Genomic DNA, 15700 nt, shown 5'->3' on the forward strand with positions numbered 1-15700 from the left:
AAGTGCTTTCTTACCAAGTGCTTTATGCAATAGGTCATACAAGCCGAACGATCCGGCCACGGCTTTGCCACCACGTAATGTCGCCATCACCGACACCTTCAAATTTCCTACAGGAGACCAGCAATGCGCATGTTTCAGGTTTTATTGGGTACCGCCATCGTCGCCAGCAGTTTTACCGCAGGCACCAGCTATGCCGCCGCTACGAATGAAGAGAAAGTCGATCTTGAACTCATCACCCGGCTGCGTGACGAGGCCATGAACCGCTCCAAGGCCCAGGAGATTTTTGGTGTACTGACTGATGAAATCGGACCACGTCTGACCGGCTCACCCGCTTTGCGCAAGGCGAGTGACTGGACCCGTTCAAAACTCAGTGAATGGGGTTTGCAAAATGTGCACAGCGAAAGCTTTGCCCCATTTGGTCGTGGCTGGACACTGGAAAAAACCACCTTGCGCATGGTCTCGCCATCTCAGTTTGACGTGTATGCCATCCCCAAGGCCTGGACGCCAGGTACCGATGGCATGCAGCGCGGCAAGCTGATGATTGCGAAAATGTTGGTAGATGAAGACCTGGTCAAATGGAAAGGCAAGCTGGCCGGTGCTATTGTGTTGCTGGATGAACCCCTGCCTATCAAGCCCCATATGAAGGCCGATGCGCATCGTTATTCGCATGAAGAACTGGATGAACTGACTAAAATCGATTTTGAAGCCGCGCCTTCGCGCCGCGGTGATTTACCGACCTATATCAAGCAACTGGCTTTCCGCAAAAAACTGCGCACTTTCCTGACCGAAGAAAAAGTGCTGGCGGCGCTGAACGTCACGCGGGGTGAAGACGGCACCATTTTTGTCCAGGAAGGTGGTTCGTACAAAAAGGATGAAGCCACCGGTCCGGCCAACCTGGTTGTTGCCAGCGAAACCTATAATCGCCTGTATCGTCTGGTAGAAAAGAAAAAAGACGTGGAACTGGAAATCGATATCAAGGCCAGTTTCAATGACGAAGACCCGGAAGCCGCCGTCAATGTGTTGGCAGAAATCCCAGGCTCCGACAAGAAGGATGAAATCGTCATGCTGGGTGCCCATCTGGATTCCTGGCACGGCGGTACCGGTGCCACCGACAACGCAGCCGGTGTTGCCATGGTGATGGAAGCGGTACGTTTGTTGAAAGTGAGCGGCTTCAAGCCACGTCGCACCATACGCATCGCCCTGTGGAGCGGGGAAGAGCAGGGGCTGCTGGGTTCACGCGCCTATGTCAACAAATGGATAGCCTCGCGTCCCGAGCCGACCGATCCCAAGGAGCTGGAATTGCCTTCGTTTGCCCGCAAGCTGACCAGCCCCATGAGCATCAAACCCATGCATGCCAAGGTTTCCGCATATTTCAACCTGGACAATGGTGGCGGCAAGATCCGTGGCATCTATGCGGAAAACAATGCCGCAGTCAAACCGATTTTCGATGCCTGGCTGGCCCCTTTCAATGATGTCGGTGCCACCACCACCACCCTGCGCAGTACCGGCAGCACGGACCATGTCAGTTTTGACCGCGTTGGCGTGCCTGGTTTCCAGTTCGTCCAGGACGACATGGATTATTTCAGCCGCACCCATCATTCCAGCATGGATTTGTATGACAAGGTACAAAAAAGTGACCTGACCCAGGCTTCCATGGTATTGGCCAGCTTTGTCGCCCATGCCGCTAACCGTAATGACATGCTGCCGCGCAAGCCTCTGCCTAAAGATCCACCGGCAGAAGAAAAGAAGGAAGACAGCAAGGAAACAACAGGAACAGCTGACGGCAAGAAATAAACCTGCTGATATAGTTGCTCCAGAGGGGTAGTTCTGTATTGCATTCTTGAACCAGAATACAATACAGGCTGCCCCTTTTTTATTGATGCATAGACGATGAGCAATCCTTTGCAAGACAGCCTACCCGCCAGCCTGGCAGATATGTTGCCGGTAGGCATGATTGCTGGCGGCGGACTGGCCGCAGCAGCCATGGCGGTCGTGGCGCAGCGCAAGCAGCAGCAAAGTGGCTGGGAAGCTTTTCATTACGAAAGAATGTCATCTGTCGAGTTTGAAATTACTGGCGGTATTGCCGTCAGCAGTGGCGGTACGAAAAAATTCCAGGGTGCGCATGACAGCGTCATCATCAGCGAAGCCGAGATACTGGCAGAAATGCGCCGCCAGCAGGGCGAAGTTGGACCAGTCGCCTCAGTTACTTCAACTTCCTCATCCTCATCCGTCCCGCTGGCAGTCACAGCCACTTCTGGCGCACCGCTCTTGAAAGTGGTGTTCAGCCTGCCTGCAGATGAAGCCGGGCAACAGCGCATTTTGCGGGCGTTTCAATTGCAGGCTGACTTTTTTGGAGCCAAAGTCCAGTCCTGTTCCCTGCATGATGCCAGTCTGTTGAAACTGGACTGAGTCACAGCATGGCGGACCGTTCATGATCAGAACTGCGCTTCGCTGGCTGGTATTCTTCAGCGTCTGGCTGCTGGTGATTTCCATCTGGCGGCGCGATATATTGCCGCCGACGTCAGAATTGAATTCAGTCTTGCTGAATGAGCCGGTACAAACAGAAATTACGCAAAAGGCATTCCAGACCACCAGGGGCGGTGTCACCTATACGGTACAGCCGCTATATGACTACGACCTGGTGGGTCTGGTCGTCAGCAAGCATGATGCGAATGCCTGGTGGGATTATTTGCACCGCGAATGGAACGATAACCTGAACGTGGTGGATTTGTGCGTGGTCTGGGGCAAGAATGTGAAAACAGGTGCGTATGGCGACTTGAACTTTTCCAGCGGCCAGTTCACCTGCAATTACGGTAGCAATTCGATGGAAGCCTTTGCAGCTTTTGATGAAACCGCGATTTCGAATAATCATTTGCTGACCGATCAGACCAAGCTTGCCAAGATCATGCAAAAGGTAAGGGTAGGTGACCAGATCCATTTCCGTGGTCGCCTGTCCGAATATTCACACCGTCATAAAGGCATGGCCTTCAAGCGCGGCACCAGCATAGTCCGCACCGATACCGGCAATGGTGCCTGCGAAACCGTGTTTGTCGAGAGTTTCGAGATCATCAAAAGCGGCGGCCAACCCTGGCGCAGCCTGGTGTGGGTTGCCGCCATCATGCTGGTAGCCAGCATCGTGGGCTGGTTCATGCAGCCGGTGCGGTTTAATGACCGCATGCATTGAGGATGCGTTAATTATATTGCGTCGCACACTGACTTGCTTAGACTCAAAATTTGAGGAAACACAGAAAGTTTGTATTTATCGCTGCTGAAGTATTTTTGTATTTTGTCTGCATTTTTGTCGGAGTAAGCAACACTTAGACTCGCAATATCCATCTTTGTCCTGTTTCACTGGTTTTCGGCACGGTCGTACGCGTTTGATGCCGGAGCATACCTTTGTTTGAACATGCATAATGGAGGATACTTGTACCACTAGATTGCATGCACCGCTGCAAACTCACCTCTCGTTATCTTCCAATCAGAAGGAGAACGTATGACCTCTTCCCACTTCGCTGAGCTGATCGCTTATGCGCAAGCGCACACAGGACCTGCTACCGAGCGCCAGGGCCATTTTATTACCGCATATTTTGAAAATACCGACCCGGATGAAATCATCACCCGCGGGGCGGCGACCCTGTTTGCGCAGGCAAATGCCCACTGGCGTTTGCTGGATGCACCGCGTACGGCACATACACCGAAGATACGGGTGTTTAACCCAACCTTGGCCGAAGATGGCTTTGTCAGTGATCACACGGTAGTGCAGATCGTGAATGACAATATGCCTTTCCTGGTGGATTCGGTAACGATGGCGATCAATCGCAGTGGCCGCACGGCGCACTGGATCGTGCATCCCCTGATGAGTGTGACGCGTGATGCCAGCGGCAGCGTGACTTCGGTCAGCACGGTGGCGGCGGCCAAGGCTGCGGGGCAGACTGATCCGGTCGAATCCCTGATCCTGGTTGAATGTGACCGCATCGTTGATCCGGCAGCACAACAGGCGCTGGTGGAAGACTTGAAAAGTGTCTTGTCCGATGTACGTGGGGCCGTGGTCGACTGGCAACCCATGCTGGCACGAGTACGTGAAGTGCGTGCAGCCTGTGAAAAATTTACCCAGTCACCAGAAAAACGTGATGAAGCAATTGCCTTCCTGGCCTGGCTGGAAGACCGCCATTTCACCTTCCTTGGTGTGCGTGACTATGATTTGAAGCGCGAGGGCGACAACGTCAGCCTGGTGGCGATAGCCGATTCTGGCCTGGGCATCTTGCGCGGGCCCGTCAAAACAGCAGAAACCCGCCTGCCACCAGAAGTGGTGGCCTTGATGGATTCCACAGAAATGGTCATGGTCACCAAGGCCATGACACGCGCGACCGTGCACCGGCCAGCATGGCTGGACTACATCGCCGTCAAGCGTTTTGATGATGCCGGCAATGTTATTGGTGAATCCCGCTACCTGGGTTTGTACACGTCTACGGCGTATTCTGAACCGGTAGGCAATATCCCGCTGGTGCGCCAGCGTGTGGTGAATGTCATGAACACGTCTGGCGTCGTGCCGGAAAGTCATGCGGCCAAATCCCTGCAAGCCATCCTCGATGATTATCCGCGTGATGAATTATTCCAGATCGATGCAGCTACCCTGGCTGAGCATGCGATAGGCATTCTCCGTCTGCAAGAACGCCAGCGTACCCGCCTGTTTCTGCGCCGCGATCCTTTTGGCCGTTTCACCTCGGCCCAGGCGTTTGTACCGCGTGATCGCTACAACACGGAGTTGCGCGTCAAGATAGGCAATGAATTGATGATGGCATTGAATGGTCAGTCCATCGAGTTCACGCCCATGCTGACCGACAGCCCGCTGGCGCGCATACATTACCTGGTCAGGGCCAAGGACGTTGCGCCACAAAACGTTAATCTGGCCATGCTGGAAGCACGCATCGCCAAACTCGCGCAACGCTGGGAAGATGATTGCACGACAGAGCTATTGCGCTCGCATGGCGAGGGCGCGGGCCTGAGCCTGGCAAACCGCTTTGCCAATGCTTTCCCAACGGCTTACCGCGAAGATTTTTCTGCACTGGTCGGTGCCGAAGATGCAGACATGCTGTCCAGCCTGAATCCTGCTTCACCGATGATGGTCAGGTTATACCGGCCACTCGATGCCGGGCCGGGCATGTTGCGCTTCAAGATTTATAACACTGCCAAGGTGGCGCTGTCTGATTCCCTGCCAGTGCTGGAACACATGGGTGCCAGGGTACTGGATGAGCATCCCTATGCCATCGTCAGCGGTGCAGAAACTTTGTGGATACATGACCTTGGCTTGCAATTGCCTGTCGACACCGATTTATCCGCCGTCAAACTGCGCTTCGAAAACCTGTTCTCACAAGCCTGGGGTGGCGAAGTTGAAAGCGATGACTTGAATCGTCTGGTACTCAATACCGCGCTGGATGCACGCTCTATCGCCGTCTTGCGTGCCTGCTCGCGTTATTTCAAGCAACTGGGTTTTGCCTATAGCCAGAACTATATAGAAGCGGCCCTGAACAAGAATGCTGCCATCACCCAGTTGATTGCCGAATTGTTCGGTGCCCGCTTCAAGCCCGATTATGTCGGCGACCGCGAGCAGGCGCAAAAACATATACGCGAGCAGCTGGAAACCCAGATGAGCAATGTAGCAAGTCTGGATGAAGACCGCATCTTGCGCCAGTTCATTGCCACCATTGTTGCCACCTTGCGTACCAATCTATGGCAAACCACGGCTAGCGGCGCATTCAAGCCCTATATGAGCTTCAAGCTTAATCCGCGTGAAGTGCCGGGTGTGCCAGAACCCAAACCCCTGTTTGAAATCTGGGTGTATTCGCCACGTGTCGAAGGTGTGCATCTGCGCGGCGGCAAAGTGGCCCGTGGCGGCTTGCGCTGGTCTGACAGGCGAGAAGATTTCCGCACCGAAATCCTGGGCCTGGTGAAAGCCCAGCAAGTCAAGAATACGGTGATCGTCCCGGTTGGTTCCAAAGGCGGTTTTGTATTGAAGAATGCACCGCCGGCAACAGACCGTGAAGCCTATCAGGCGGAAGGTGTGGCCTGCTATAAAATCTTCCTGTCCGGTTTGCTGGACCTGACCGATAACATCGTCAAAGGCGCGGTGGTGCCGCCCAAGCTGGTCATCCGTCATGATATCGATGACCCTTACCTGGTGGTGGCGGCAGACAAGGGCACGGCAACCTTTTCAGATATCGCCAATGGCGTGTCGGCGGATTATGGCTTCTGGCTAGGCGATGCGTTTGCATCTGGCGGCTCGGTCGGCTATGACCACAAGAAAATGGGGATCACTGCCCGTGGTGCCTGGGAATCGGTCAAGCGTCACTTCCGTTCGGTGGGTGTGAATACGCAAGATACCGAATTCACGGTGGCCGGTATCGGTGACATGTCGGGTGACGTGTTTGGGAATGGCATGTTGCTGTCACAGCATATCAAGCTGGTGGCCGCATTTGATCACCGCCATATCTTCATCGATCCGTCGCCGGATGTAGCGGCTTCATTTGCCGAACGTCAGCGCCTGTTCAACCTGCCGCGCTCCAGTTGGGATGACTACGACAAGAGCCTGATTTCTGCCGGTGGCGGGGTCTATCCACGTTCGGCAAAATCCATCAGCCTCAGCCCTGAAGCGCGTGCCGTGCTGGGTATAGAAACAGCCGAACTGGCGCCGGTAGAATTGCTGCGTGCCGTGCTGCAGGCCCCGGTGGATTTGCTGTACAACGGTGGCATCGGCACCTATGTCAAAGCCAAGTATGAAACCCATGCGCAAGTCGGTGACAAGGCAGGCGACGCTTTCCGCGTCAATGGCAATGACTTGCGCTGCAAGGTATTGGCCGAAGGCGGCAATTTGGGGTGCACCCAGAATGGCCGTATAGAATTCGCGCAAAAAGGTGGCCGCATCTATACCGATGCGATAGACAATTCTGCCGGCGTCGATTGCTCTGACCATGAAGTGAATATCAAGATACTGTTGGGTAGCATCGTCGAAGCCGGTGACCTGACATTGAAGCAACGTAATGATTTGTTGGCTTCGATGACAGATGAAGTTGGCCACCTGGTATTGACCGACAATTATTATCAAAGCCAGGCGCTGGATATTGCGGCACATCGCCCACTGTATGTGCTGGATGGGCAGCAAAGACTGATGCAGTCACTGGAAAAACAGGGTCGCCTGAACCGCGCCATTGAATACCTGCCCAGCGATGATGAAATTTTCCATCGCAAGGCCTTGAAGCAAGGCCTGACTGCACCCGAAGGTGCGGTGGTGCTGGCCTATGCCAAGATGTCGGTGTTTGATGAACTGGTGGCCAGCAATTTGCCGGATGATCCTTTCTTCAGCCGCGCATTGAAGGCTTATTTCCCGCAAGTCTTGTCGGAGCGTTTTGCCGAAGCGATTACCCATCATCCGCTGAAACGCGAAATCATCGCCACCTTCATCACCAATACTGTGGTGAACCGTGCTGGTGCGACTTTCGTCAACTTCATCGCCTCTGAAGCGGGGGCGACGGCGGCGGACGTGATTCGCGCCTTCACCCTGGCGCGCGAGATTTTTGATCTGGAAACTTTGTGGGATCAGATCGATGCGCTCGATTACGTGGTTGATTCCAAGCTGCAACTTGACCTCCTGTCCAAGCTGATTGCGATTGCCCAAAGGGCCTCGCGCTGGATGTTGCGCATACGTTCGCAAAGCACCGATCTGCCAACGCTGATACAGCGTTACCAGCCCGCTGCGCGCGAAATGCGCTGGCAACTCGACGACTGGCTGCCCGCCAATGCTCACGCCAATTGGCAAAAAGAGGCGGAAGCATTGACACAGGCCGGTGTCGAGGCGACGTTGGCACAAAACCTGACTGCACTGGAATACATCTTCCCGGCACTGGACCTGGTTGACCTGGCACAAAGCACCAGCAGCGGCCTGGAACAGGCGGCGCGTGCCTACTTCGGTATTGACGATGAACTGGGTCTGACCGGCTGGCGCAGTCAGATCAACCGCCTGCCCACCGACACACTGTGGCAGACCCAGGCACGTGGCAGTGCACGGGATGATGTGTATTCCATCGCCAGCCAGATTACCCGTGGGCTATTGTCACGCCAGGAAGACGTCAGCACCTGGCATGTCCAGCATGCGCCAGCCATAGACAGGCTGACTGCCTTACTGACCACCATCAGCGCACAGGGGCCGGATCTGGCACCGGTGTCGGTGGCGCTGCGGGAATTGCGTCACCTGGCCTGAAGTATTGTCCGAAGTATTACCAAGTATTGCCTGACGAAGCCGGCCTGTGATCACTGACAGGCCGGTTTTTTTATGCGCTCTTAATTTTTGCTGGTGGGCTTGCAACTGGCAGCCTGTGCCTGTGCGATATACACTTTTTATGAAATTTTGCACGCAGATGTTGAACGTATTCCGGTTTTCTTACTCAAAATAAGGTGCTGCAACGCAAAGGGGCTGTTTTGCGTAAGTCTTAGCTTACTGTTTAATCGTGATTTGATCAGGTAATCTTATCAGTGGACTGTAACAATTGAAAACAGAGTGCCTTCCGCTTGCGCGACGACCATGGCTGCGTTGCAAATGCTCGCGATAGTTCACTATCGCTGTGCTTTGCGCCTTGCCCTGATCGCCGGGCAAGCGTCTTTCACTTCTGTTTCAACTGTTACAGTCCACTGACTGTAACAGTGGTCAAAACCCAAACAAGAAAGAAAATAATGAATCAGAAAAAATTTAAATTAAAGCCTATCGCCCACGTCTGCCTGCACCTCATGCTGGCTCTGCCTTTGATGCATATCCAGGCACAGGCTGCTGATGCGTCTGCTGCAAAAACAGCAACAGCGACAAAAAAAGACAGCGGCATGGATGCCACCGTCGCGCCGGGTGATGACTTTAATCGTTATGCCAATGGCGGCTGGGAAAAGACGGCAGTCATCCCCGATCATAAAGTCGCGGTAGGTATTTTTGATGTGCTGGTAGAAGAATCCGACGCCAAGGTCTTGAAGCTGATAGAACAGGCTACCAGGGCAGAGGCTGGCAGTGCGGCCCGCAAGATAGGTGATTTTTATACTTCTTACCTGAATACCGATGCCATTAATCAGCGCGGCCTGGCACCTTTACAGGGCGAGATGCAAAGCATTGCAGACCTGAAAGACAAAACTGCCCTGGCAAGCTACCTGGGCAAGCACCTGCGTGCCGATGTCGATCCTATCAATGCCACCAATGTGTTTACCGAAAACCTGTTTGGCCTGTGGGTGTCACAAGGTTTTCACGACCATAGCAAGTACATGCCTTATCTGCTGCAGGGTGGCCTGGGTTTGCCAGACCGTGAATACTATCTGTCAGCCAGCCCCAAGATGGCTGAACTGAGGAAAAATTATCTGGCGCATATCGCTGCCAGTTTGAAGCTGGCAAATGTGCCGGATGCAGAACAGGCGGCCAAGCGTGTATTTGATTTGGAAATGCTGATCGCCAAAGGCCATGCAAACCGTGAAGCAACATCGGATGTCTTGAAGGCTGATAACACCTGGAGCCTGGCTGACTTCAACAAGAAAGCCCGTGGTCTGGACTGGGCTGCCTATTTCAAGGCAGCAAGCCTGGATGGACAAAGTAAATTCATTATCTGGCATCCGGGTGCCTTGAAAGCCTCGTCTGCACTGGTGGCGAATACCCCGCTGGCCAACTGGCAGGATTATTTGCGCTTTCACGCCATCAACCAGCGTTCCAATGTATTGCCACAGGCCTTCTTTGATCAGCGCTTCAAGTTTTACAGTGCCTTAAGCGGTGCCAAAGCACCGCAACCCCGCTGGAAATATGCGGTGGCAGCCACCAATAATGCTCTCGGTGAAGAAGTTGGCAAGCTCTATGTGGCCGAGAATTTTTCGCCAGAATCCAAGACCCGCATCAATGGCATGGTGAATAATCTGCTGGTCGCTTTTGGCGAGCGGGTGCAGGCACTGAAATGGATGGCGCTGGCGACCAAGCAGGAAGCCCTGGCAAAAATCAAATCCACCTATGTCGGTGTGGGTTACCCGGACAAGTGGCGTGACTATTCCGGCCTGGCTGTGGATGCGAATGACGCCTTTGGCAACCGTGAACGTTCGCAAGAATTTGAATACAGTCGTGCTCTGGCAAAATTTAGTCAGCCTGTGGATGTCACCGAGTGGTGCATGAATCCGCAATTGGTGAATGCGGTCAACATGCCGCTGCAAAATGCCATCAACTTCCCGGCCGCTTACCTGCAATCACCCAACTTTGATTTGAAGGCCAGCGACGCCAGCAATTACGGTGCACTGGGTGCCACCATAGGCCATGAGATCAGCCATAGCTTTGATAATTCCGGTGCCATGTTTGATGCAAAAGGTGAATTGCGTAACTGGTGGAGCAAGGCTGACCTGGCGCATTTCCAGGCATCTTCCAAGGCGCTGATTGCTCAATTTAACCAGTACAAACCTTTTCCTGATCTGGCTGTGAATGGCGCGCAGACCCTGGGTGAAAATATCGCCGACCTGGCTGGCCTGATGGCTGCTTACGATGCTTTTCACGCTTCGATGAAACAAAAAGGGCAGGCCATCACCAAAGATGATGACCAGGAATTTTTCCTGGCCTATGCGCGCAGCTGGCGCGGAAAAATGCGCAACGAAACCTTGCGTACAGTCGTCATTACCAACGAACATGCGCCAGGACAATACCGTGTATTGACGGTGCGTAACCTGGATGCCTGGTACGATGCCTTTGCCGTGCAGCCTGGCCAGAAACTTTATCTCGCTCAGAAAGATAGAGTAAAGGTCTGGTAAAGGTCTGAAAAAGGTCTGGAAAAGCATGAAAGCTCAGGCAGGTCGCAAGCCATCGTGCATGCGCCGCCTGACTTCAGCAACATAACGCTCGCTGACGGCGACCTTGTCGCGGTTGGTGAGCACTAATTGATACACCCCATCACCCAGCACATCAAGCTGGATGAGTTGATCGCAACGAACGATGGCGCTGCGGTGTACGCGCATAAAGCGGGCCGGGTCCAGATGTTTTTCCAACTGGCTCAGTGATACCCTGTGCAATACCTGGCGCTGGATTTGGTTTTGACTTGGGTTCTGACTTGGACCCTGATTTTGGCTTTGTTCCAGATGCAATTGCATATAATTACCTGCCGCCTCTATCCATAAAACATCTTCCAGTTGTATGCATTCTATGCGGCCTATGGAGCGTACGCTGATCTGTTGCCAGTAAGCTGGTGTGGCTTTCTTTGCTTCATCTTCTGCTTTTACATAATTGCCCAGCGCTTGTGCGTAGCTGGCTTGCTGGCGCAGCTTCAACATCGCGGCAGCACGTTCCAGAGCCTGCGCCAGGCGCTGGTCATCGAAAGGTTTCAGCAGATAGTCGAGTGCATGTAGTTCAAAGGCTTCTATGGCGTGGGCATTAAAGGCAGTGACAAAGATGATCAGTGGCGGTGTTGTGGCCGTGGTCAGGCTCAGGCTGCGTGCCAGTGCCAGGCCGGTTTCACGCGGCATCTGTATATCCAGGAAAATGACATCGACCGCCTGTTGTTCCAGCACTTCACGGGCCGCGGCGACGCTGGCGCATTCCGCCACGATCTGCCAGTCGGGGTGATCGTGCAAGGCAAAGCGCAGATTGATGCGGCCTGGTTCTTCATCATCGACAATCAGTGCACGTATGCTGCTCATGATGTTGCACTTTCCGGCATATGCAGGGGCATGCGGATTTCAACTTCAAAACGACTGTGCTCTGCATCCGATACTTTGCCACTGTGCATGCTGGCGCGCCCGGCATAGATCAGTTCCAGCCTGGCGCGGGTTTGTGGCAGGCCCAGCCCCAGACCGGGGTTGGCGGCTACCCCATGGGTCAAGGTATTGCTGACCTTGATGCTGAGTTCTTCGCCGTTCTGGCTGAACTGCATGCGGATATCGCTGCTGCCTTCATGGCAATCAAGATCATGGCGCAGGGCATTTTCCAATAAGGGCTGCAGCAGCAGCGGTGGGCAATCACCGGCCAGCACGGTCGCCGTGTCGCCATCTATGCGAATGTGCAACCGCTCACCATAGCGCAGCCTTTGTAATTCCAGGTAATCACGGATGAAAATCATCTCGTCTTCCAGACGTACCCAATCCTTGCTGCTGGCTGTCAAGGCATAGCGCAATAAATCACTGAGCCGGTTCAGGCCGGTCAGGGCGATACGCTTGTCATCACTTCTTACCAGGGCGCTGATGGCATTCAGGCAGTTGAAGATGAAATGGGGTTCCAGTTGACCGCGCAGGGTATTCAGTTTCTGTTCTTCCAGATCCAGTCGCAAGCGCAGTATGTCGTTCACGGATTGTTGCAGTGCCTGTTCGCGCACACGCGCCTGACGCCAGGTGCAGATGGCCAGCACCGCAATGAAGGTGCCGGTGGACCAGGCAAATTCGAGGAAGATGGTAAAGCCGCGCAGCTGTAGAAAATTATTCCAGATGTCCATTAGCCCGAAAGCGGATTTGGCCCAGATCAAATCGAGGATGGCGATATACAGCAATTCCAGCGGCAGAAAGCCGAGCAGCATCAAGCCATAGGCAAGGGCGATGCCGCGTGCCTTGCTGAGGAATTGTTCACCACGCATGAAGATCAGATACAGGCAGGTGCTAAAGACCATCATCAGCATATGGCTGCTGATCCAGCTCCAGAGTATGTCGCCATAACCGCGCTGGGTACCATGCTTGACCAGATCACCATAATTACCCAAGGCACCAACGGCACACATGCTGGTCCATATCAGGATGTTGGTGAGCAATAGCTTGAGCAAACCGGTTACGGTGTTAGCCGCAGTCCGGGGTTTAAGCGTATCGTCAGAACTCAGGTTTTCCATACGGCACAGTATAGCAGCCGGCAAAGCGCCATTCCGCTATGGACAGGCGAGCTGGTAACAGGGTTTCGGGTTTTCATCACAAGCGCATGCGCTGCTTTGCTCATTGCCAGATAATCCGCATTGCTGCTATCAAGATCGATGGCGATCAATAGGGGAATGCTATGGATGTGAACCTGAAAGTCAATGGGCAGGCCCGCCAGTGTCAGGCCGATGGTGATACCCCGCTACTATGGATATTGCGCGAAGACCTGGGCCTGACCGGCACCAAATTCGCTTGCGGAGCAGGACAATGCGGTGCCTGCACCGTACACCTGGATGGACAGGCAATGCGCAGTTGCGTCATGCCGGTGCAGGCTTTGAACGGCCGCAGCATCACCACCATAGAAGGCTTGTCAGCCGATCGCAGCCATGTCTTGCAACAAGCCTGGATAGAACACCAGGTGCCACAATGTGGTTATTGCCAGTCCGGCATGCTGATGGCTGCTGCCGCCTTATTGAAAACCACGCCCCGGCCCACAGACAGGCAAATCGATGCTGCCATCACCAACCTGTGTCGTTGCGGTACTTACCCACGCGTCAGGGCGGCGATCCACACGGCTGCCGCCATGCTGAAACCGCAAGCTGGCAAGAAGGCGGCCAAGCCATGACAAGCATCGTTTCGCCCGCCCGCAGGAATTTCCTGAAATCTTCTCTGGTCGCCGGTGCGTGGATAGTGGGCAGTAGCGCGCTACCCATGCTGGATAGTCTGGCTGCAGATGAAAAAAACCAGACGGTTTCGCCATTCGATTTCTGGCTCAGCATGGATGCTGGCGGGCTGGTGACTGCCTACACCACCGTCACCAATCTCGGCCAGGGTACCCATGCAGCAATCGCACAGATCGTCGCCGAAGAGCTGGAAATACCCTTGACAAAAGTACGTATAGAGCATGCGCCCGTCATCCAGCAGTTTCATCAGAAATGGCCGCCAGGTATAACCACCTTCGCCAGTGCCGGTTTTAACGCTGCACAAGCGACAGTAGCCCCGGCATGCGCGGCGGCCAGGCACATGCTGATACAGGCTGCGGCCCTGCAATGGCAAGTCGAGGTCAAAGACTGCATGGCTGCCAATGCACAAGTCCATCACCTTGCCAGCAAGCGCAGTCTGCCGTATACCGATTTGATCAAGGCAGCGGCGTTGTTGACGCCGCCAGAAAAGCCGGCAATCAAATCCCCCAAAGACTGGAAGCTGCTGGGACAATCAGCGCCACGCCCGGATATCCCGGCGCGGGTGGATGGTAGTGCCGTATTTGGTATTGATGTGCAGCGCCCCGACATGCTGGTGGCGGCGGTATTACATGCGCCGCGTTTTGGCAGCACACTGTCAAGCGTCGATGATAGTGCGGCCCTGGCTGTCAAAGGTGTGCGCCAGGTGGTGCGGCTGGTGAACGCCGTTGCCGTGGTGGCGGATCGCTACTGGATTGCCAACAAGGCCGTGCAATTACTAAAGCCGGTCTGGCAAGATGGCACTCACGCACACATCAATACAGCAAGCATGCGTGACAGCCTGTTGACGGCTGTCGCAGCGGGACAGGGCAAGCCTGTGGCCAGTGCGCGGATACAGCATGCCGAGGCTACACAGAAAGCCATGGAAGCGGCAAAGACGCTTATCGATACGACCTATGATGTGCCGTTTTTGGCCCATGCGACGATGGAGCCGTTGAATGCAACGGTGGAAGTCACTGCCGGGGGTGCGCAGGTCTGGCTTTCTACACAAAGCCAGACTGATACGCAAAAAGGAATTGCCAAAGCTTTGGGACTGCAGCCTGAGCAAGTGCACATCCATACCCAAAACGCTGGCGGTGGCTTTGGCCGCAGGCTGGAACATGATTTTGCCGTCGAAGCCGCACTGATCGCCCAGGCGGCGGGTGTGCCGGTAAAAACCATATGGTCGCGTGAAAATGATATGCGGGCTGGGTATTACCGCCCCATCACCGCATCACGCGTGCGTCTGACACTGGATCAGGATGATATGCCGCTGGCCTTGCGCCACGATACGGCGGGACCTTCGCTGCTGGAATATACCGGGGTAACGAATAGTCCGGCGGAAGATGGCTTTGACTGGACCTATCTCATGGGCTGGTTTAGCAGCAGTTATCGCTTCCCCTTGTTTGATACACGCTGGACCAGGGTAGATTTTGGCGTGCCCTGTTCTTACTGGCGTTCGGTAGGGAATTCGCAAAACTGCTTCTTCCTTGAACATACGCTGGAACAGGCGGCACGCAGCGCGGGTATGGATAGCCTGGAATACCGGCGGCGTCTATTGAAACACAATCCCAAGGCTATCAGTTTTATCAATGCCCTGGCAGAACGCGCAGGCTGGAACAAGCCGCTGGCAAAAGACCATTATCGTGGTTTTGCCATGAATGGTCTTGGCGATATACAGTTCAGTGGCCATATCGTTGAAATTGCCGTGGTCAGGCCGGGGCAATTCCGTCTGCTCAACATTACGGCAGCAATCAATCCTGGCCTGGTTGCCAATCCCAAGGCAGTTGAAGCGCAAATGATGGGCGGCACCTTGTTTGGTTTGTCGGCGGCTCTGTTTGGTGAAATCAGCTTCAAGGATGGCCAGGTTGAACAGGGTAATTTTGATACCTATCCCCTGGTCAGTCTGGCGCAGACACCGCAACTGGATGTGCTGGTCATCAGCACAGGAGAAAAAACCAAAGGGGTAGGTGAAGAAGGCCCGCCATCCATAGGGCCGGCAATCGCCAATGCCTTGCTGGCGGCCAGTGGCAAGCCTGTTAACCGCTTACCCTTGACGCAGGCAGGCTGGCAACTGGTGACTTGACACGATACTTGTTCAC

General features: G+C 54.4%; 9 protein-coding genes. 7 read left to right on the forward strand and 2 right to left on the reverse strand.

Translation table 11 applies throughout. The features are described from left to right. The first annotated feature begins 123 nt into the window (after positions 1–123). The 5 genes from ACO0LM_RS12995 (at position 124) to ACO0LM_RS13015 (ending at position 10803) form a co-directional block, all read left to right on the forward strand. Positions 124–1794 (forward strand): M20/M25/M40 family metallo-hydrolase, encoded by a 1671-nt coding sequence (locus tag ACO0LM_RS12995; RefSeq protein ID WP_423037707.1) that lies wholly within the window; start codon positions 124–126, stop codon positions 1792–1794. 96 nt (positions 1795–1890) lie between these two features. Further along, positions 1891–2409: a hypothetical protein gene (locus tag ACO0LM_RS13000; RefSeq protein WP_423037709.1), complete on the forward strand. Its 519-nt coding sequence runs from the start codon at positions 1891–1893 to the stop codon at positions 2407–2409. A 22-nt stretch (positions 2410–2431) separates the two neighbouring features. Beyond that, positions 2432–3184 carry a hypothetical protein gene (locus tag ACO0LM_RS13005; protein ID WP_423037711.1) on the forward strand — a complete coding sequence of 251 codons (753 nt, stop codon included), beginning with the start codon at positions 2432–2434 and terminating at the stop codon, positions 3182–3184. A 309-nt stretch (positions 3185–3493) separates the two neighbouring features. Beyond that, positions 3494–8254, forward strand: a complete 4761-nt coding sequence (locus ACO0LM_RS13010; RefSeq protein WP_423037713.1) for an NAD-glutamate dehydrogenase — start codon at positions 3494–3496, stop codon at positions 8252–8254. A 470-nt stretch (positions 8255–8724) separates the two neighbouring features. Continuing rightward, positions 8725–10803 (forward strand): M13 family metallopeptidase, encoded by a 2079-nt coding sequence (locus ACO0LM_RS13015; RefSeq protein WP_423037715.1) that lies wholly within the window; start codon positions 8725–8727, stop codon positions 10801–10803. Positions 10804–10836: 33 nt separating this feature from the next. Here the strand turns inward: ACO0LM_RS13015 and ACO0LM_RS13020 are convergent, their stop codons facing one another. Together ACO0LM_RS13020 and ACO0LM_RS13025 are read right to left on the reverse strand one after the other, a co-directional pair. Next, complete coding sequence (locus ACO0LM_RS13020; RefSeq protein WP_423037717.1) at positions 10837–11685, reverse strand: LytR/AlgR family response regulator transcription factor; 849 nt, start codon at positions 11683–11685, stop codon at positions 10837–10839. After that, entirely contained in the window at positions 11682–12881 is a 1200-nt protein-coding gene (locus ACO0LM_RS13025) for a sensor histidine kinase (RefSeq protein WP_423037719.1), read from the reverse strand. The genes ACO0LM_RS13020 and ACO0LM_RS13025 overlap by 4 nt, the downstream gene beginning before the upstream one ends. Positions 12882–13024: 143 nt before the next feature. Between ACO0LM_RS13025 and ACO0LM_RS13030 the strand changes: the two genes are divergently transcribed. After that, positions 13025–13504 carry a (2Fe-2S)-binding protein gene (locus ACO0LM_RS13030; protein ID WP_423037811.1) on the forward strand — a complete coding sequence of 160 codons (480 nt, stop codon included), beginning with the start codon at positions 13025–13027 and terminating at the stop codon, positions 13502–13504. Next, the gene (locus ACO0LM_RS13035; protein WP_423037721.1) at positions 13501–15684 is read left to right on the forward strand and encodes a molybdopterin cofactor-binding domain-containing protein; all 2184 of its coding nucleotides are present in this window, start codon (positions 13501–13503) and stop codon (positions 15682–15684) included. The genes ACO0LM_RS13030 and ACO0LM_RS13035 overlap by 4 nt, the downstream gene beginning before the upstream one ends. Positions 15685–15700: the final 16 nt, after the last annotated feature.

The organism is Undibacterium sp. Di26W (assembly GCF_049340265.1).
Lineage (GTDB): Bacteria > Pseudomonadota > Gammaproteobacteria > Burkholderiales > Burkholderiaceae_D > Undibacterium.